The organism is Ruegeria sp. CG4, assembly GCF_056537185.1.
Genome location: NZ_JBQFRB010000001.1, coordinates 330,101 through 348,513 on the forward strand (window position 1 = coordinate 330,101; position 18,413 = coordinate 348,513).

At 58.6% G+C, this 18,413-nt stretch carries 17 protein-coding genes; 7 read left to right on the forward strand and 10 right to left on the reverse strand.

What is annotated here, in order from left to right; all coding sequences use genetic code 11:
- The first annotated feature begins 47 nt into the window (after window positions 1-47).
- On the forward strand, window positions 48-2,408 hold the full coding sequence (locus ACR0J2_RS01605; RefSeq protein WP_480811485.1) for a xanthine dehydrogenase family protein molybdopterin-binding subunit: 2,361 nt from the start codon (window positions 48-50) through the stop codon (window positions 2,406-2,408).
- Window positions 2,409-2,503: 95 nt separating this feature from the next.
- A complete protein-coding gene (locus ACR0J2_RS01610) occupies window positions 2,504-3,295 on the forward strand; it encodes an FAD binding domain-containing protein (protein ID WP_480811486.1) in 792 nt (263 codons plus the stop codon).
- A gap of 31 nt (window positions 3,296-3,326) precedes the next feature.
- Here the strand turns inward: ACR0J2_RS01610 and ACR0J2_RS01615 are convergent, their stop codons facing one another.
- A complete protein-coding gene (locus ACR0J2_RS01615; protein WP_480811487.1) occupies window positions 3,327-4,238 on the reverse strand; it encodes a MurR/RpiR family transcriptional regulator in 912 nt (303 codons plus the stop codon).
- Between the two features lie 97 nt (window positions 4,239-4,335).
- Here ACR0J2_RS01615 and ACR0J2_RS01620 point away from each other — a divergent pair, with 97 nt between their 5' ends.
- Both ACR0J2_RS01620 and ACR0J2_RS01625 read left to right on the forward strand, forming a co-directional pair.
- Window positions 4,336-5,106, forward strand: a complete 771-nt coding sequence (locus tag ACR0J2_RS01620) for a beta-keto acid cleavage family enzyme (RefSeq protein ID WP_480811488.1) — start codon at window positions 4,336-4,338, stop codon at window positions 5,104-5,106.
- Entirely contained in the window at window positions 5,103-6,425 is a 1,323-nt protein-coding gene (locus ACR0J2_RS01625) for an aspartate aminotransferase family protein (protein WP_480811489.1), read from the forward strand. The genes ACR0J2_RS01620 and ACR0J2_RS01625 overlap by 4 nt, the downstream gene beginning before the upstream one ends.
- 16 nt (window positions 6,426-6,441) lie before the next feature.
- On the opposite strand, the gene ACR0J2_RS01630 is transcribed toward ACR0J2_RS01625, so the two are convergent.
- The 8 genes from ACR0J2_RS01630 to cobA all read right to left on the reverse strand — a co-directional run bounded on the left by ACR0J2_RS01630 (window position 6,442) and on the right by cobA (window position 13,417).
- Complete coding sequence (locus ACR0J2_RS01630) at window positions 6,442-7,551, reverse strand: aromatic ring-hydroxylating oxygenase subunit alpha (RefSeq protein ID WP_480811490.1); 1,110 nt, start codon at window positions 7,549-7,551, stop codon at window positions 6,442-6,444.
- Window positions 7,552-7,791: 240 nt separating this feature from the next.
- Entirely contained in the window at window positions 7,792-8,382 is a 591-nt protein-coding gene (gene infC / locus ACR0J2_RS01635) for a translation initiation factor IF-3 (protein ID WP_480440513.1), read from the reverse strand.
- A 116-nt stretch (window positions 8,383-8,498) separates the two neighbouring features.
- Window positions 8,499-9,332, reverse strand: coding sequence for a ferredoxin--NADP reductase (locus ACR0J2_RS01640; RefSeq protein WP_480811491.1), 834 nt, complete (start codon window positions 9,330-9,332; stop codon window positions 8,499-8,501).
- A 108-nt stretch (window positions 9,333-9,440) separates the two neighbouring features.
- A complete protein-coding gene (locus tag ACR0J2_RS01645) occupies window positions 9,441-9,848 on the reverse strand; it encodes a DUF934 domain-containing protein (RefSeq protein ID WP_321253205.1) in 408 nt (135 codons plus the stop codon).
- Window positions 9,845-10,606, reverse strand: coding sequence for a phosphoadenylyl-sulfate reductase (locus ACR0J2_RS01650; RefSeq protein WP_170806258.1), 762 nt, complete (start codon window positions 10,604-10,606; stop codon window positions 9,845-9,847). Before ACR0J2_RS01650 ends, ACR0J2_RS01645 begins: the two co-directional genes overlap by 4 nt.
- Entirely contained in the window at window positions 10,596-12,260 is a 1,665-nt protein-coding gene (locus tag ACR0J2_RS01655; protein WP_480811492.1) for a nitrite/sulfite reductase, read from the reverse strand. Before ACR0J2_RS01655 ends, ACR0J2_RS01650 begins: the two co-directional genes overlap by 11 nt.
- Before the next feature lie 66 nt (window positions 12,261-12,326).
- Entirely contained in the window at window positions 12,327-12,641 is a 315-nt protein-coding gene (locus ACR0J2_RS01660) for a DUF2849 domain-containing protein (RefSeq protein WP_480811493.1), read from the reverse strand.
- Window positions 12,641-13,417: a uroporphyrinogen-III C-methyltransferase gene (cobA, locus tag ACR0J2_RS01665; protein WP_170676887.1), complete on the reverse strand. Its 777-nt coding sequence runs from the start codon at window positions 13,415-13,417 to the stop codon at window positions 12,641-12,643. The genes ACR0J2_RS01660 and cobA overlap by 1 nt, the downstream gene beginning before the upstream one ends.
- A 144-nt stretch (window positions 13,418-13,561) precedes the next feature.
- Between cobA and ACR0J2_RS01670 the strand changes: the two genes are divergently transcribed.
- Window positions 13,562-14,041: an Lrp/AsnC family transcriptional regulator gene (locus tag ACR0J2_RS01670; RefSeq protein ID WP_170616790.1), complete on the forward strand. Its 480-nt coding sequence runs from the start codon at window positions 13,562-13,564 to the stop codon at window positions 14,039-14,041.
- A gap of 154 nt (window positions 14,042-14,195) precedes the next feature.
- Here ACR0J2_RS01670 and ACR0J2_RS01675 read toward each other — a convergent pair whose 3' ends face one another.
- Window positions 14,196-15,371 carry a cytochrome P450 gene (locus tag ACR0J2_RS01675; protein ID WP_480811494.1) on the reverse strand — a complete coding sequence of 392 codons (1,176 nt, stop codon included), beginning with the start codon at window positions 15,369-15,371 and terminating at the stop codon, window positions 14,196-14,198.
- A 47-nt stretch (window positions 15,372-15,418) separates the two neighbouring features.
- On the opposite strand from ACR0J2_RS01675, the gene ACR0J2_RS01680 reads away from it, so the two are divergent.
- Both ACR0J2_RS01680 and ACR0J2_RS01685 read left to right on the forward strand, forming a co-directional pair.
- Window positions 15,419-17,152 carry a sensor histidine kinase gene (locus ACR0J2_RS01680; protein ID WP_480811495.1) on the forward strand — a complete coding sequence of 578 codons (1,734 nt, stop codon included), beginning with the start codon at window positions 15,419-15,421 and terminating at the stop codon, window positions 17,150-17,152.
- Window positions 17,149-18,378 (forward strand): sigma-54-dependent transcriptional regulator, encoded by a 1,230-nt coding sequence (locus ACR0J2_RS01685; protein ID WP_170806263.1) that lies wholly within the window; start codon window positions 17,149-17,151, stop codon window positions 18,376-18,378. Before ACR0J2_RS01680 ends, ACR0J2_RS01685 begins: the two co-directional genes overlap by 4 nt.
- Window positions 18,379-18,413 lie beyond the last annotated feature (35 nt).

The following is an 18,413-nucleotide window of genomic DNA, read 5'->3' on the forward strand; positions in this document are numbered from 1 at the left end:
GCAAAGAATTTTCAGCGAAAATTCTTTCCCAGGGAGGAGAACAAGCAATGCCCAAAGACAGTGGCATCGGAGCCAGTTCCAAGCGGCGCGAGGACGTGCGCTTTCTGACCGGAGCGGGCAATTACACCGACGACATCAACGTACGTGGTCAGGCCTATGTACATTTTCTGCGGTCCGACATCGCACATGGCCGGATCAAATCCATAGACACATCTGCGGCGGAAGCCATGCCAGGTGTGGTCAAAGTGTTCACCGGTAAGGACTTCGAGGGCGTGGGCGGGATGCCCTGCGGCTGGGAAGTCACCGACAAACACGGCGCACCCATGCAGGAACCGCCGCACCCCATTCTGGCGCAGGGCAAAGTGCGTCACGTTGGCGATCCCATCGCTGCCGTTGTGGCCGATAGCCTTGAACAGGCGCGCGACGCGGCCGAGGCAATCGACGTGGATATCGATGAATTGCCAGCCGTCATGGATATGAAGGCCGCAGCGCAAGATGGCGCGACGCTGGTTCATGACGACCTCAAGAACAACATCTGCTATGACTGGCAGTTGGGCGAGGCCGATGACGCCAAGGTCAATGAGGTCTTTGCCAACGCGGCTCATGTGACCTCGCTGGATCTGGTCAACAACCGTCTGGTCGCCAACCCGATGGAGCCGCGCGTGGCCGTGGCCGAGTACAGCCGCGCGACCGAAGAGTATACTCTTTATACAACGTCGCAGAACCCGCACGTGATCCGCCTGCTGATGTGCGCCTTTGTTCTGGGTTTGCCCGAACACAAGGTCCGCGTGGTGGCCCCGGATGTGGGTGGCGGCTTTGGCACCAAGATCTTCCACTATGCCGAAGAAGCGTTCTGTACCTTTGCGGCAAAAGCCTGTGGGCGTCCGGTCAAGTGGACGGCCAGCCGGTCCGAGGCATTCATGTCGGATGCGCAGGGTCGGGATCACGTCAGCAAGATCGAGCTGGCGCTGGATGCGGACAACAACTTTGTCGGCCTGCGGACCAACACCTATGCCAATCTGGGCGCGTATCTGTCGACCTTCTCCAGCTCGGTTCCGACCTGGCTGCACGGCACGCTGATGGCGGGCAACTACAAGACGCCGGTCATTCAGGTGAACGTAAAGGCGATGTTCACCAACACGGTGCCGGTGGATGCCTATCGCGGTGCAGGCCGGCCCGAGGCGACGTTCCAGTTGGAGCGTGTCGTGGACAAGGCTGCGCGCGAACTGGGCGTTGATCCGATTGCGCTGCGCCGTCAGAACTTCATCACCCAGTTCCCCTATGACACACCGGTGGCGCTGACCTATGACACCGGGGACTATAACGGGACGATGGACAAGCTTGAGGCCGCCGCCGATCTGGCTGGCTTTACTGCGCGTCGCGCGGAAAGCGAAGCGAAAGGCAAGCTGCGTGGTCTGGGCATCAACTGCTATATTGAGGCTTGCGGCATCGCGCCTTCGAACATCGTCGGAATGCTTGGGGCCCGTGCGGGTCTCTATGATGCGGCGACCGTGAGGGTGAATGCCACCGGTTCGATCAGCGTCATGGTCGGTGCGCATAGCCACGGGCAGGGGCATGAGACCGCCTTCCCGCAGGTTGTGGCGGACATGATCGGCATCGACGAGTCGATGGTCGAGATCGTGCATGGGGATACGTCCAAGATCCCGTTCGGGATGGGCACCTACGGCTCACGTTCGCTTGCGGTCTGTGGGTCGGCCATGGTCAAGGCGACCGAGAAGGTGATCGATAAGGCGAAAAAGATCGCTGCACATCTGCTGGAAGCGTCCGAGGCCGATATCGAGCTGAAGGATGGTCAGTTCAGTGTCGCGGGCACCGACAAGTCGGTGGCGTGGGGGGATGTGACCCTGACGGCATATGTCCCGCACAACTATCCGCTGGAGGTCGAGCCGGGGCTTGAGGAAACCGCCTTCTATGACCCGGCCAATTTCACCTTCCCGGCAGGTGCTTATGCCTGTGAAGTCGAGGTCGATCCGGACACCGGTCAGGTCAGCATCGAGAAATTCACGGCTGCGGATGATTTTGGCAATATCGTCAATCCGATGATCGTTGACGGCCAGGTCCATGGCGGTATCGGTCAGGGCATCGGTCAGGCCCTGCTGGAGAACTGCGCCTATGACGAGAATGGCCAGTTGCTGAGCGCGTCCTTCATGGATTACGCCATGCCGCGTGCCGATGATGTGCCGTTCTATGGTGTCGACCATTCCAGCCAGACGCCGTGTACGCATAACCCATTGGGTGTGAAGGGCTGTGGCGAAGCGGGCGCGATCGGATCGCCGCCGGCAGTTGTCAATGCGGTGCTGGATGCGCTGAATTCGGGCGGCAAGGCGGTGGACCACATCGATATGCCGGTCAGCCCGTCGCGCGTCTGGGCAGCTATGAACGGCTGAGTTGAGAGGGTGGACCGGGGGCCAGCCCCCGGACCCCCGGAGTATTTCCAAAAAGATGAAGGGCCGGGAAACGCCCTTCGGAAAGGAAAAGCGAAATGTACAGTTTCGAGTTTGAAAAACCCTCGACCATAGCCGATGCGGTTGCCGCGTTGGCGGCCGAGGATACACAGGCGTTGGGAGGAGGGCAGACCCTTATCCCGACGCTGAAACAGCGACTGGCGGCGCCGTCATCCCTGGTATCCCTGAGCGGAATTGCCGAGATGAAGGGTGTTTGCATTGAAGACGATGGCTCGGTTGCGATCGGTGGGGCGACGACTCATGCCTCGGTGGCGCGTGATGCGGCGGGGTCGTACCCGGCACTGGCGGCGCTGGCTGGTCAGATCGGCGATCCGGCAGTGCGCAACCGCGGTACAATTGGCGGGTCGGTGGCAAACAATGATCCTGCAGCCTGTTATCCTGCGGGTGTTCTGGGATCAGGTGCGACCATCGTTACCAATACACGCCAGATTGCGGCAGATGACTTTTTTCAGGGCATGTTCACCACTGCGCTGGATGAGGGTGAAATCATTACGTCTGTCCGCTTTCCGGTGCCACAGGCGGCGAGTTACCAGAAGTTTCTGCAACCGGCGTCGCGTTTTGCGTTGGTGGGTGTGTTTCTTGCCCGTTTCGCTGACGGTGTTCGGGTTGCCGTAACCGGGGCCAGCGAAGATGGCGTGTTTCGATGGGGTGAGGCTGAGCAGGCCCTGAACAAGGAGTTCCGGCCGGATGTGTTGATGGATCTGAGGGTCAATCCCGCGAACATGATTGGGGACTTGCATGGCAGCAAGGAGTATCGCGCACATCTGGTCAACGTGATGACCAGACGGGCTGTCGAAGCGACGATGTAAACAGCGCTATGAACAGGTGCAACCCCCGGATTTACCGGGGGTTGATCTTTTGACGCACTCTGGGCGGCTTTGAAGGGCGCCAGTACGCGCCGGTTTCCTCACGAGCCTTCTGATATTCTTCCACGCGAATTCGTGCGGCGTCGCCGCCGGCGTCAAAGAGATGACCAAGCAAGCATTCCAGAACGGCCATTGCGCCCGAAAAGCTTGAGAAGTGGTGCAGGGATCGGGTGCTGACTGCCAGTACAACGTCGGGTTTGACGCCCGGGGCGATGACGTCACTGTCCGACAAAAGTATGATCTTCATTCCCATGTCGCGGGCATACCGCATGGCCTGAATCGTGTCCGCTGAATAAGGGTGGACGGTTATCGCGAACAGACAATCCTGCGTGTCCCCTTCGATCAGATCATCAATCGCGGAGCCCATTTGCCGAGGGATAAGCTGCATTCCGGGTTGTGCCATGCGTCCGGCGTAGCAAAGATACGAGGCCAGTGCATGGCTGGCCCGTGTGGCCGTCACAAAGCAACGCTTTGCATTGGATATGATATCCGTGGCCATCTGCATTTTCTTGGGGTCTATCTGCCGCAACGAGCGGGTGACGACGTTCAACTCATTCCGTGCGAATTGGGATTGAGCCGTAGCGAATTGCCCTTCTTGTCTGAGGCTGGACAGCCAGTCCTGTCCCAGCTGTTCCTCTCGGTCTGTGGCCAGAGCGTGCCGAAATGGCTGACGAAAGGCGTCAAACCCGTCAAAGCCCAGCCTCTGTGCCAATCGGACCAGAACGTTGGAACTGACGCCGATCTTTTGGGCGGTAACTCGAACCGGGTCGATACCGAAATCTGCCGGATGATCGATAATGTATTTTGCGGCTGCCTGAAGCTGTGTCGGCAGGTCATCGATGGTGCGGCGAAGGCGGCTGGTCAGTTGGGTTGGAGATTCCGGCATGTTCCTAGAAAAACATATGTTATGAAAATGGCAAGTTGAAAACACGCGGTCGGCAAGTAAATGGGGTGCAGGAATGCGGCTGGGGTTGGAGCAGGGAATGCAACGTCCGGAAAATGAATCATCCAGACCTTACGTAATGGTCGCGCCCAATGGCGCGCGGCGTAGTCACAATGATCATCCGAAGTTGCCTGTTTCGCTGGATGAAATATTGGCGACGGCCCAATCGTGTTTTGATGCCGGTGCCCAGGGGCTGCATTTGCATGTCCGTGATGAACAGGGTGTCCACTCTTTGGATCCCGGGCGATACCGAGAAGCGATTGCCGAGTTGAGCCGCACTGTGCCGGAGATGGACATTCAGATCACAACCGAGGCTGCGGGCGTTTTTGATGTCACGGCGCAGTTTGAATGTGTGAAGCAAGTCCAACCTGGCTGGGCTTCGATTTCCGTCCGTGAAACTGCCCGCGCGCCGGAGCTTGCGGCACGGCTATATGGACTTTGTGCGGAACAGGGTACACGGGTTCAACACATCCTTTATGATGCAGAAGATGCGGCATTGCTGGGCCAGTGGCGGGACAAAGGGATTGTGCGACAGGAGCAGGCGGATCGCCTGCTGGTTCTGGGCCGCTACACAACAGATGGGGAATCGACACCTGAAGATATTGATGGTTTCCCGCAAAACCCGGCGCCGTGGATGATCTGTGCCTTTGGGAAACAGGAACATATGTGCCTTGCCGAAGCCGCAAAGCAAGGCGGTGATGTGCGGGTTGGTTTTGAAAACAGCCTGACCGACGCAGAAGGTCGAACATGGACAGACAATGCGGCATCGGTAGCAGCGCTGGTCGCAAAAATTGAGAGGATTTTGATATGAGCCATGTATTTCCACGTCACACCAAGGCCGAAATGCCGGTCGCAGCAGGCGGTGACGGATGTTACCTGATTGACGCAGACGGGCGGCGCTATCTGGATTGCGGGGATGCGGCGGTTTCCTGTCTGGGGCACTCCAACCCGGCCGTGATCAAGGCGGTACAGGAACAGGTTGAAAAGATCGCCTTTGCCCATACAGGCTTCATGACCTCGGAACCGGCAGAAGAATTGGCGGATTTGCTGATCGAACACGCACCGGGTGATCTGGACCGGGTGTATTTCGTTTCCGGGGGGTCCGAGGCCACCGAAGCCGCGATCAAGCTGGCGCGCCAGTACTATCTTGAAATCGGTCAGCCGGAACGCCGCCATGTGATCGCTAGGCGGCAGAGCTATCACGGCAACACTCTGGGTGCGTTGTCGGCAGGTGGAAACGCGTGGCGGCGGGCGCAGTTCGCGCCGATGCTGATCGAGATGACCCATATCGCGCCCTGTTTCGAATATGCGGAAAAGCCCGATGGCGAGAGTAGCTTTGACTATGGTCAGCGCGTCGCCAATGAGTTGGAAACCGAGATTCTACGGCTTGGTCCCGATACCGTTATGGCTTTCATGGCAGAGCCGGTTGTTGGCGCGACATTGGGTGCAGTTCCTGCGGTTGAGGGGTATTTCAAACGCATTCGTGAGATCTGCGACAAGTATGGCGTGTTGTTGATTCTGGACGAAGTGATGTGTGGCATGGGCCGGACAGGGCATCTGTTTGCCTGCAACCATGATGGGGTGGCGCCGGATATCCTGTGCATCGCCAAGGGCCTGGGCGCGGGGTATCAGCCGATTGGTGCGATGCTGTGTTCCGGTGCAATTTATGATGCGATACGGGATGGCTCCGGTTTCTTCCAGCACGGACACACTTACATCGGGCACCCGGTTGCGACGTCTGCTGCCTTGGCTGTTGTAAGGGAGCTGACTAACCGCGATTTGCCGACCCGAGCTGGCGTGATGGGTGAAAAGCTGCAATCAGCGCTTGAGGCCGCGTTTGGGCAACATCCGAATGTTGGCGATATCCGCGGCCGAGGGTTGTTCCGCGGGGTGGAACTGGTGGCCGATCTGGAAAGCCGCACGCCTTTTGACCCTGCGCTGGGTGTCGCGGGAAAGATCAAGAAGGCTGCTTTGGCCGAAGGGCTGATCTGTTACCCGATGTCCGGAACGCGCGACGGCAGGAAAGGTGACCACGTCCTGTTGGCACCGCCCTTTATCATCGAGGACGAGCAGATTGACGAACTGGTCGCAAAACTAAGCAAAGCCATCCAGGTTTCGCTGCCGGCCTGATCAAGTCAGAGAATTCTCAGAGGGCCGTGCCTTCCATGGCTCTCTGGTAATGTGCATTGAACGCCATGATCGGGTGTTCTGATTGCGATGAACACGCGTCATCGACCACCAGTGCCCCAAACCCGATCGCGCCACTTTCCAACCCTTTTTGAACCGAATCCACAATCGGGCCATCTTCGGCAAAGGTGGTGTTGCGGTGTTGCAGGATGATCTCTTGTTCAACGGCGTTCGGTTCGGATTCGGGCAGCCACCAGTCAACTTCGATCTTGGTTTTGTTCACACTGACCGGGGTCCAGCGATAGGTGTTCACAATCCCACCGGGGTAAACTTGCAGGGCAAAAAGCGGAAAGAACCACCATGTCAGGAACTTGTCCGTGCGCGCCTCTGGGTCTGCGACATAGCTGTAGGATTTCTGACTGTCCGGACGGGCCGGGCTGGCATGGCGAATGCCGTAATCATGGCCGCGCGTCCGGTACTGGTCCGGATCGACCACACCAGTTGTCAGAGTTTTGTGAACCACAGCGCAGTAATAGCATTCGTTGAAATTCTCGGCGACCACTTTCCAGTTCGCGCTGGCCAACCGTTCCGTCCGGTCCGCTCGTTTATAGTTGGGAAGGTTGGGCGCGTACTCAGCGATTTCACCAAGCGCGCTTTCGGCCAGTTCGGTCATTGGCCGGGCGTCCGGGTCCAGGTTCAGCAGAATGAGTCCAAAGAACAGTTCAACCTGAACCGGGCGCAGCTTGTACCGGCTTTTGTCAAAGCCCGGAAACGCGGTGGCATTCGGCGCGGCGCGCAACTGTCCGGTCGTGTCATAGGTCCATGCGTGATAGGGGCACGTCATCTTTTTGGTGCAACCCTTGCCATTCAGCAATTCATGGCCGCGATGAACGCAGACGTTGTAAAAGGCGCGGATTTCGCTGTCCTGGCCCCGAATCACGATCACTGAGACGCCGCTGATGTCTTCGACAACATAGTCACCGAAGTTGGGGATGTCGGTTACATGGCCTACCAAATGCCAGGACCGCCTGAATATCCGGGTGCGTTCTTGGGAAAAAACGGTCTCATCGCAATAGGCCTGCGTCGGCAGCGATTGATAAACGCCGCCCGCGAATGACATTTCACCCATCGTTACCTCCCCTTTATCCGGCATCTCACGCTTAACCGCATCGCGATTCCGCGCATTCCAGTTTGCGCCAGCGCGCCGTCGAAATCAGAGTGCCTGAAATCGACCCATGGTCGCTTTCAGACCTCTAAGATGTGCGGACGGGGACAGGTGTATACAAATCGCGAGGATTGAATTTTTGGTGAACAAAAAAACCCTGCCAGAGCAACTCTGACAGGGTTTGAAATTGGTTTTTTGCAGGGCTTATTTCTGCGGAAGCGGGCCGATCATCATGATCATCTGACGGCCTTCCATCTTCGGCATGTTCTCGACCTTGCCGATTTCCTTGATGTCTTCGGCAACACGCTCCAACAGTTCGCGACCCAGGTTCTGGTGCGCCATCTCACGGCCACGGAAGCGCAGGGTGACTTTGACCTTGTCGCCCTTTTCCAGAAACTTGACGACGTTTTTCATCTTGACGTCGTAATCATGGGTGTCGGTGTTGGGCCGGAACTTGACCTCTTTCACCTCGATGATTTTCTGCTTCTTGCGGGCTTCGCTTTCGCGTTTCTGCTGTTCGTACTTGAACTTGCCGAAATCCATGATTTTGCAAACCGGAGGATTGGCATTGGGCGAGATCTCGACCAGATCAAGTCCGGCATCAGCGGCCATCTGCATAGCTTTGGCGGGATGAACCACCCCTACGTTATCACCGTCAGCGCCGATCAGGCGGATTTCAGGGGCACGGATCTTTTCATTGACGCGCGGTCCGGTGTCTCTCTGCGGCGGCGCGTTGTGGGGTCTGCGGGCTATGGGTTCATTCCTTTGATGATTGCAGAATTTCGAGACCGGAATTTAGACCGGTGCGAAAGGCGTTTCAAGCAGCATAAAGGCCGGAAAACACGAAAAACCCGCCTTTGTTGGCGGGATTGAGCTGGCCGGGTTGTCAATTACCCGGCCAGCTCCAAAGATCAGCCGACAAAGGCTTTTTCGATGACGAATTCCTTGGGGTCGGAATTTGCGCCTTCGCGCAGTCCGAACTCTTCCAGAATTTCCTTGATATCGAGGTTGAAAGCCAGGCTGCCGCAAACCATCGCGCGGTCGGTTTCGGGTTTGATTCCGCCATCGATGCCCAGATCGGCAAATACGGTGCCGTCTTTCAGCAGGTTGGTGATGCGGCCCATCTTGGGGCTCTCTTCCCGGGTGGTGGTCGGGTAGTAGCGGATCTTGTCTGAAAAACCTTCGCCGATCAGTTCGGCCAGCAGTTCGTCCTGGCGGATGCTTTCTATCAGCTGGCGGCCGTACTCCAGTTCAGCCACTTCACGGCAGGTGTGCGTGATGATGACCTCATCATAATCCTCATAGGTCTGCGGCTCGCGCAGCAGCGAAGCGAAGGGCGCGAAACCGGTGCCGGTGGCAAAGAACCACAGGCGTTTGCCGGGCAGCAGCGCGTCGTGCACCAGGGTACCAACGGGCTTGGGGCGAAGGATGATCTGGTCGCCGGGTTTGATGTGTTGCAGCTTCGAGGTCAGCGGACCGTCCTGCACCTTGATCGAGTAGAACTCGAGTTCCTCGTCCCACGAAGGCGAGGCGATGGAATAGGCGCGCAGCAGCGGCTTTCCGTTATCGCCCAACAACCCGATCATCACGAATTCGCCCGAACGGAACCGCAGCGAGGCAGGGCGCGACACCTTGAAAGAAAACAGGCTGTCGGTCCAGTGTTTCACGTCAATTACAGTTTGCGCGTCCGGCAGGACGGGGGCCTTTACGGCAGTTACTTCGCTCACGGGCTTCATCTCTGTCATCGTTTACCTGCCGGTCTGCTAAACCGACATCTCCGTTTAATCGTTGATCCAAGTCAGGAAAAGGGGACAGATTGCCCCCTTTCTGTCACAAGCTGGCGATGTGCGGCCTTAACCGCGCAGGCGGGCCTGATAGTTGTTCTCTTTCCAGTTGGCGCGGGCAAGCCACTGATCTTCGGGCTGACGGGTGGCAAGGCCATCATCAATCTCGACCTCGTCAAAGCCGCTGCGCCGGGCCATGGCGTATTGGTCTGCCAGAACGTGCCCCTTGGCGCGCAGACGCCCGGTATAGCCTTTCAGACGCAGGGTGCGGGCGATGGTAAAGCCGCGGCCATCTGCGAAGGACGGGAAATCGACCCGCACCAGTTCGGCTCGGCCAAGACGATCGTAGAGTTCATCCGGGTCGGTGTCTGAACTTACATCCAGGGCAACCACGTCATTGGCGGCATCATCCAGCGAAACAAAGCCGTCGGTCCAATCATCGGGGGAAAACCCCTGATCCGTTACGATTACATTCATTGCTTTTCTCCAACACGCACCATCTTGCCGTCGACAAAATGGATGCCGCATTCTTCCTTGTTCTGATCGCGCCAGCGTCCGGCGCGGGGGTCTTCGCCCTCTTTGACCGGCGAGGTGCAGGGCGCACAGCCGATCGAAGGATATCCTTTTGCCACCAGCGGATGCCGGGGCAGGCGGTTTTCGTCCATGTAGGCGCGCACATCTTCAGGTGCCCAATGCGCCAGCGGGTTGACCTTGATCCGGCCTGTTCCGTCCTCGACCTCGAAAAAGTCGAGCGCGGCGCGGGTGCCGGCCTGAAACCTTTTGCGCCCGGTGATCCAGCCGCAATAGCCCATAAGAGCCTTTTGCAGCGGGAATGTCTTGCGCAGGTTGCAGCACGCATCCGTGTCGCGCAGGCGCAAGGCGCCATAGGGGTCATCGCGCTGGACGTCTTCATCATCCGCCCTGATGATCCGAACGTTTCTCAGGCCAAGACGCTCGCTGACCTCCTGCTGATATTCCAGCGTTTCGGTGAACAGCATCTGAGTGTCGATGAACAGGACGGGCGTTGCCTTGTCAACAACAGCCGCCATGTGCAGCAACACAACCGATTCCGCCCCAAAGCTTGACACAAGGGCAAGCTCATCGATCTCTTCAATTGCGCCATGCATCACGTCGTGTGCACTGTGGTGGCGGAATCGGGCGTTGAGGTCCTCGACCCGTTCAGTCAGTTCACTTCGGTCTTTACCCAGTTCCGTCTGGATCAGGTCAAGCGGCATTGGCCTGTGCCTCGGGGTAAAGCGCCGCCTTGAACGGCGCCATGCCAACGCGGCGGTATGTTTCCAGGAACGTCTCCTCTGCGCTTTCACGCTGGTTCAAGTAGGTTTCAACGATGCGTTCCACGGCGGGGACGATCTCATCGTAAGCAAAGCCCGGACCAGTTCGATCGCCGATGGCCGCGCTTTCGGTGGCATCACCGCCCAGGGTGATCTGGTAGTTTTCGACGCCGGCACGATCCAGACCCAGGATGCCAATATGACCCACGTGGTGGTGACCACAAGCGTTGATGCAGCCCGAGATCTTGATCTTCAGGTGGCCGATATCATGCTCGAGCTTCAACTCCTCGAAGCGGGTTGCAATCTCTTGCGCAACCGGGATGGAACGAGCAGTCGCCAGCGCACAGTAGTCCATGCCGGGGCAGGCGATGATGTCGCTGATCAGGCCGATATTGGCGGTTGCCAGTTCGTATTCCTTCAGCTTCGCATGGATCGCAGGCAGGTCCGATTTATGGACATGCGGCAGGATCACGTTCTGCTCATGGCTGATGCGCAACTCGTCATAGGCGAACTGTTCGGCCAGATCGGCCATGACCCGCATCTGTTCGGCCGTTGCATCGCCCGGTGTCTGGCCTTGTTTCTTGATCGAGATCGTGACGATGGCGTGGTCCGCGTTCTTGTGCGGCGCGATGTTCGTATCGATCCACGAGCGGAAAACCGGATCGTTGGTGTAGGCGGATTCAAACGACGCAACCGAACCCTCTCGGAAGGCAGGGGCAGCGAAATGGGCCTTGATTTCGTCCAGCAGCGTCATGTCGGCGCCTTTGAACTGGGGGCGGACCTTCAGGAAGCGCTCGTTCACCTTAGCGCGGATAGCGTCGATGCCATGCTCATGCACGGTGATCTTGATACGCGCCTTGTATTTGTTGTCGCGGCGGCCGATCTGGTTCCACACGGAAACGGTGGCTTCGAGGTAAGCCAGCAAGTCGTCAAAGGCGACGAATTCGGACAGTTCCTTGCCAATCATCGGCGTACGGCCCAGACCGCCACCCACGATAACGCGGGCACCCAGAACGCCGTCACGCTCGACCAGTTGCAGGCCGATGTCATGCGCCTTGATCACGGCGCGGTCGTTTTCCGAGCCGGTGATGGCGATCTTGAACTTACGCGGCATAAACTGGAATTCCGGGTGGTCGGTCGACCACTGACGCAGCAGTTCGGCATAGGGGCGCGGGTCGGCGACCTCATCCGCGGCAGCACCGGCGAAGTGGTCGGCGGTCACGTTGCGGATGGTGTTGCCCGAGGTCTGGATGGCGTGCATGCCAACCTCGGCCAGCGCATCCAGCATGTCCGGCACGTCGTTCAGTTTCGGCCAGTTGTACTGGATGTTCTGACGGGTGGTGAAATGGCCATAGCCCTTGTCCCACTTTTCGGCCAGTAGGGCCAGCTGACGCATCTGAGCGCTGTTCAGCGTCCCGTAAGGGATCGCTACGCGCAGCATGTAGGCGTGCAGTTGCAGATACAGGCCGTTCATCAGGCGCAGGGGTTTGAATTCGTCTTCGGTGAGCGAGCCGTCGATGCGACGCTCGACCTGCGCGCGGAACTGCGCGTTGCGTTCTGCCAAAAATGCTGTGTCGAACTCGGAGTAGCGATACATGATTAGCTGTCCTTAGTTGCAGCCCCGAACCTTGGGGCCTTGTAGGGGAGAGTGAGGGGCCAGAGGTCAGGCCCGGGGCTGCGGGGAAGTTTCCTGTTTGCCGTGGGCATAGTTGGACGGACCAGTCCGGCGGAAGTCTTCCCGAAAATGAGTGGGCTCGGGGCCGCATTTGCCAGCGACCGCGTCGGCCAGATATGCGCCAACGATGGTATTCGCCTGACGTGCGGCATCCAGCAGACGCACCTGTGCGTGAGCTTCGTCAGTAATCAGTTCAGCCTCGGACAGATCGCGTGACCAGCGATCGTCTTCGGTCAGATAAATGACGTCTCCTTCCAGCAGGTCGTTGGCTGTAACCACTTTGGGTGTAAAAGCGCGGGCCATCAGGCAAGCTCCTTGTTGAATTCGGTCAGGGCCTCGGCTGCACGGCGCGGTGCGAGGCCATAAAGGGTCAGTGCGGGGCCGTCCATTGCGGCGGCATGCAGATCGGTGGGCAATTGGTCCAGCGTCGTGGACAGCACCCTTTGGCCTGGGCGCGACGCGTTTTCGACGATGGTGACAGGGGTTGCGCGGTCAGCACCGTGCATGATCAGACGGCCCTGAATGAAACGGGCGGATTTCTTGCCCATATAGATTGCAGCCACGGAACCGGGACGCGCCAGTGCATTCCAGTCGTGGTCGGCAAAACCCTTCATGTCGTGACCCGTCAGGTACCGCACCGAGGAATTGCGACCGCGGCGCGTCAGGCTTTGACCGATGCCAGCAACAGCGGCAGAGGCGGCAGTGATGCCGGGAATGATCTGCCAGGAAACACCTGCAGCCTCGACCGCTTCGATTTCTTCGTCCAGACGCCCGAATACAGTGGGGTCCCCCGACTTCAGACGGACCACACGCTGACCCTTCAGTGCGTAGTCCACCAATAATGCGTCGATGTCTTCCTGTTTCCATGAGGGTCCGAAGCCGGCCTTGCCAACATCGACCAGTTCAGCGGTCTTGCCGGCCAGCGCCAGAATTTCGGGGCTGATCAGGCGGTCATGCAGAACGATATCCGCACGCTCAAACGCGTTCAGCGCCTTAAGCGTCAGCAATTCCGGATCACCCGGACCTGCGCCGACGAAATCGACGTGCCCTGTATCCGTATATGTGTGCGATTGCCGCATCTGAGGATCTCGACCTGTGTTTGACTTGACTCTCAATATAGGAAATATTCCCGGATTATTGCCATATGGGCGAGTAAATAAGAACATACGTTCCAATCAGGCTGAGCTTTGGGACGCTGGTTCCGGAAATGGAAGGAAATTGGAATGTCGGTGCGGATTGATGATACGGATCGGAAAATTCTGGTCGAGCTGCAACGCGACGCCAGTCAGTCACTGGATGAAATCGCTGCAAGGGTCGGCAGTTCCAAGACACCTGTCTGGAACCGAATCCGAAAACTCAAAAGTGCAGGGGTCATTGGTCAACAGACAGTGTTGCTGGATGCCGAGGCACTGGGGTTCGAGGCGACGTTCTTTGTTCTGATCCGGACTTCAGAACATGAGGCGGAGTGGCAGCGTAAGTTCCTAAAGGCGCTGCGGGACCGTCCAGAAGTGCAGGAGGCGCACCGCCTTGCGGGGGACATCGATTACATCCTCAAGGTGCGCGTCAGAAATGCTCGCGCCTACGACGATTTTTATCAGACCCTGATCTCGGAAGTCAGGGTGCACAACGTCACGGCCCTTTTGTCGATGGAAGAGATCAAGTCGACGACGATGCTGCCGCTGGGTGCGTTGGTTGTTGGTTAACGAAGTGGGGGGCGCTGCCCCCGCCGCGCTTAAGCGCGTCTCCCCCGGGATATTTGGTGCCAGATGAATAAAGGATCCGGATTTCATCTGGCTATAAATATCCCCGCCGGAGGCATAGCGCACTATGCGCTATTCAGTCAGCATGTGCTGGAGCTCAGACGTGAACAAGCAGCCGGGTAAGCCCATGAAAGTGATAGCTGTTCGAATACTCCGGCTGTGCCGACAGTCGTAATTCTGGTGCCCGCTGAAACAACACCTGCAGTGCGATGCGCATCTCGAGACGGGCCAGCGGGGCGCCGACGCAAAAGTGCAGGCCGCCGCCGAAACTGGTGTTTGTGACAATGGGCCGGGTCGGGTCGAAGGTGTTCGGTGCATTCCAGACCGCGGGGTCGCGGTTTGCGGCACCCAGCAACAGCGCAACCTCATCGCCACGGCTGAAGCGGTGGTCAAAGATCTCCACATCCTCATAGGCATAACGCGTGAACATGTGCAGTGGCGGATCATATCGCAGAATTTCTTCAACAGCGGCATCGATGTCGCCGGGCGCAAGTGGACGGAATCCAGTTTGCAACAGAGTTTTCACCCCGTTCCCTAGGGAGTGAACCGTGGCCTCGTGCCCGGCGTTCAGCAACAGGATGCAAGTGGCAACCAGTTCGTCGCGGGACAGTTTTTCTCCGTCCTCTTCGGCCGCAATCAGGCGCGTGATCAGATCGTGGCGGGGATCGCTGCGGCGCTGTTCGATATAGCCGGTTAGAAACTCGGTAAACTCCCGTGCGGCCCGGGCCGCGTTGTCCTCGGTCTGGTGATTCCGGCTGGCCTGATACATCGCGACCATGTCATGCGACCATCGCAGCAACTGTGGTGACATGTCCTCGGGGACGCCCAGAAGACGACAGATCGTAATGACCGGCACCTGAGTGCAATAGGCGTCCAGAAGGTCGAATTCTGTCTCGGGGAACCTGTCTATCAGGGTGTGGCAAAGCTGCTCGATCGAAGGCGCCAGGGACGCGATTGAGCGTGTGGTGAAGGCGCGCATGACGAGGGCGCGCAGCCGCGTGTGCCGTGGAGGTTCAGCTTCAAGCAAGGAATGCGCTTCGACGTTCAACCACGGCGCCAGATGGGCTGGCCCGGGTTCTTGCAATTCTGCCGGAACCTCTCGGCCAAACCTCCGATCCTTCAGCAGGGCCTGCACAGCGCGATAAGAAACAGCGGCCACTTTGTTGTAGTCGCCCCAATACACAAGGTCGCCGTATTGGCGCGCCTCGTCATAGAATGGGTAGGGGTTCTGCACGAAGCCGGGCTCGACCGGCGATTGAAAAAGCGTCTTCATGCGGCGCAGACTTGCCATGAGGCGCGTCGAATGCAAGACCCTATGTCATGTATCGAGTCTGGGTGATCCTTGGATTTCTGTTTGTCGTCGGACTGTTGTCTGCCGGGGTCTGGTCCTACGCCTATCGTCAAGCCCTGTCGCAACTGAGCGAAAAGGCCGAGGCAGATCTTGAACTTGCAGCAGACCGGCTGAGCACGCAGATGCAGGTGTATCAGGAGCTGGCGGTCCTGATGGCCGATCATCCAGCCCTGCACGAGTTAGAAACCCCGGCAGACAGGCAGGCGGCCCGGTCCCTGCTGCTGGATGTGTCCGACAAGACAGCTGCAGTGAACATGATGTATTTGGATTCCAACGGGCAGGTTCTGGTCGCGGCCCAGCCGATAAGGCAGCCCGACATGGCCGGATATCCTGCTTTTGAGCGCGCCATGCAGGGGGCCATGGGAAGTGCCCATGGGGCCCTGCCGGAAAGCGGTGATCGGATTTATTCCTATGCGGCTCCGACCTTTGGACCGTCGGGGCAGGTTGAGGGTGCTTTGATGGTTGTCGCGGACGTGCAGGATGTTGAGCAAACCTGGCGCGGCAGCACCGAAGCGGTATTCTTCGTGGATGCGGAAGGCGTTGTCTTCATCTCGAACAGGTCCGATCTATTGTTCTGGCGGCGCGCAGAGGGGCAACAAGGTCTTTCACCGCCGGATGGCGGCACGGTCGATTTCAGCTCGACCCGGGTCGCTGGGCATGAATTGTGGACGCTGAACTGGGGGCGTTATTTGCCCCGTCACGCGCTGCACTTGACGCTTGACCTTCCGGTTATTGATATGACGGCCGAGGTGCTGGTGGACGTAGCACCGGCCCGGCGCTTGGCGGGATTGCAGGCTGCTGCGGTTGCCGCAATCTGTCTGGCCTTTGGGGCGTTGCTTTTTCTGGCAACTGAGCGCAGGCGCACATTGGCCGAGGCAAACACCGTTCTGGAAAGCAAAGTCGCGCGGCGGACCCGTGATCTGACGGATGCAAACCTGGCCTTGCGGCGCGAAGTGTCCGAGCGGATGGAAGCCGAAGCCGCCCTGAAGCGCGCGCAATCTGATCTGGTGCAGGCCGGAAAACTGAGTGCGTTGGGGCAAATGTCAGCGGGTATCAGTCACGAGTTGAACCAGCCGCTTATGGCCATTCAGCAGTTTGCGGATAATGGCGCCGCGTTCATGGAGCGCGGCCGGAGTGAAAAGGCCCGCGAAAACCTGGGGCGTATTTCAGAAATGGCGGCGCGTATGGCCCGTATCATCAAGAACCTGCGCGCCTTCGCCAGAAATGAAAGCGAACCGATGGGAAAGGTGGATCTTGTTCAAGTCATCAATACAGCCGTCGAACTGACCTCGGCACGGTTGCACGCTGAAGGGGTCACAGTGGATTGGCAGCCCGATGTTGAACCGGTCTTCGCCTGGGGTGGTGAGGTTCGGCTTGTTCAGGTTTTCGTCAACCTCATCAACAACGCCGCAGATGCCATGAGCGAACAGGACGATCGATATATTCGCATATGGATCGACACCGACGCGCGAGTGTCCGTCACCGTGCGCGACAACGGTCCGGGAATCGAGGATCCCGAAAAGCTGTTTGAACCCTTCTATTCGACCAAGGCCGTTGGTTCGTCCGAGGGGATGGGGCTGGGCCTGTCGATTTCTTATGGGCTGGTTCAGAGTTTCGGCGGCGACATTCGGGGTTACAATTCGCAGAGTGGCGCGTGTTTTACTGTCGAGCTGGATTATTACGAGGATGACAAGGCCGCATGATGCACAAAGTCCTACTGGTTGACGACGATGCGGCGGTTCGGGACGCCCTGGCGCAGACGCTGGAACTGGCCGATTACGCTCCGATTCCAGCAGGGTCATTTGTGGCCGCGAAAGACCATATCCAGGCCGAATTTCCCGGTGTCATCATCTCGGACATCCGCATGCCGGGGCGAGACGGGTTTCATCTGCTGAATTACGCGCATGAAATCGACCCCGATCTGCCGGTCATCCTTCTGACCGGAGAGGGCGACATTCCGATGGCGGTGCAGGCCATGGGGCAGGGTGCCTTCGATTTCCTTGAAAAACCCTGTGCCGCTGCCGACCTTCTGGCGGTTCTGAAGAGGGCCATTGAAGCGCGTGCGCAGGTTCTGGAACAGCGCGCGCTAAAACGCGAATTGGAGCGGGGCGATCCCGCCGCCCGATTGTTGTTCGGACTGTCCCAGCAGGCCGAAGCTCTGCGCGAACGTGTGCGCACCGTAGCACCGACCAACGCCGAGGTTCTGGTAACCGGGCCGGCGGGAAGTGGAATATCCAAGGTTGCCGAAGTGGTCCATATGATGTCGCCACAGGCACAGGGACCTTTTGTCAAGCGGCCATCCTCGGGTCTGACCGCGGCGGAGCTGGTGCAGGTCTGTCATGACGCCGCCGGTGGCTCGCTGTTTCTGGATGAAGTATCGGCCATGCCCGAGGCTACGCAGTATGCCGCGCTTGAGATTGTCGAGCAGGGCGCCGGGGTCCGCATTCTGGCGGGCACCACAGCGGACCTGTCGGCGTTGTCTTCACAGGGCCGTTTTCATGCGGATCTGTTCTATCGCCTTGACGTCATGCGGGTGCGCATCCCCTCGCTGGCAGAGCGTCCCGAGGATATTCCGGTGATCTTTCGCCACTATGTCGCGCAGGCCGCTGAACAGGCGGGGATTGCCGCGCCCGAGATAACCTCGGAACATCTGGCGTCCTTGATGGCCAGCGACTGGCCGGGCAATGCGCGCTCGCTGATGTCCGCTGCGATGCGATTTGTTCTGGGAATGCCCGAAGATGTCGCGCAGGCTGCTGATCTGGGGCTGAGCGAGCAGATGGCGCGTGTCGAACGTTCGCTGCTGATCACCGCCTTGGGTCGGCATAACGGGAAGGCCACAGAAGCGGCGCGTGCACTGAAGCTGCCGCGAAAGACGTTTTACGACAAATTGGCACGCTACGGCATCCGCCCGGAAGACTATCGGCGGTGACGCGACCGCGCGGCCCAGTTTTACCTAAAAATTCT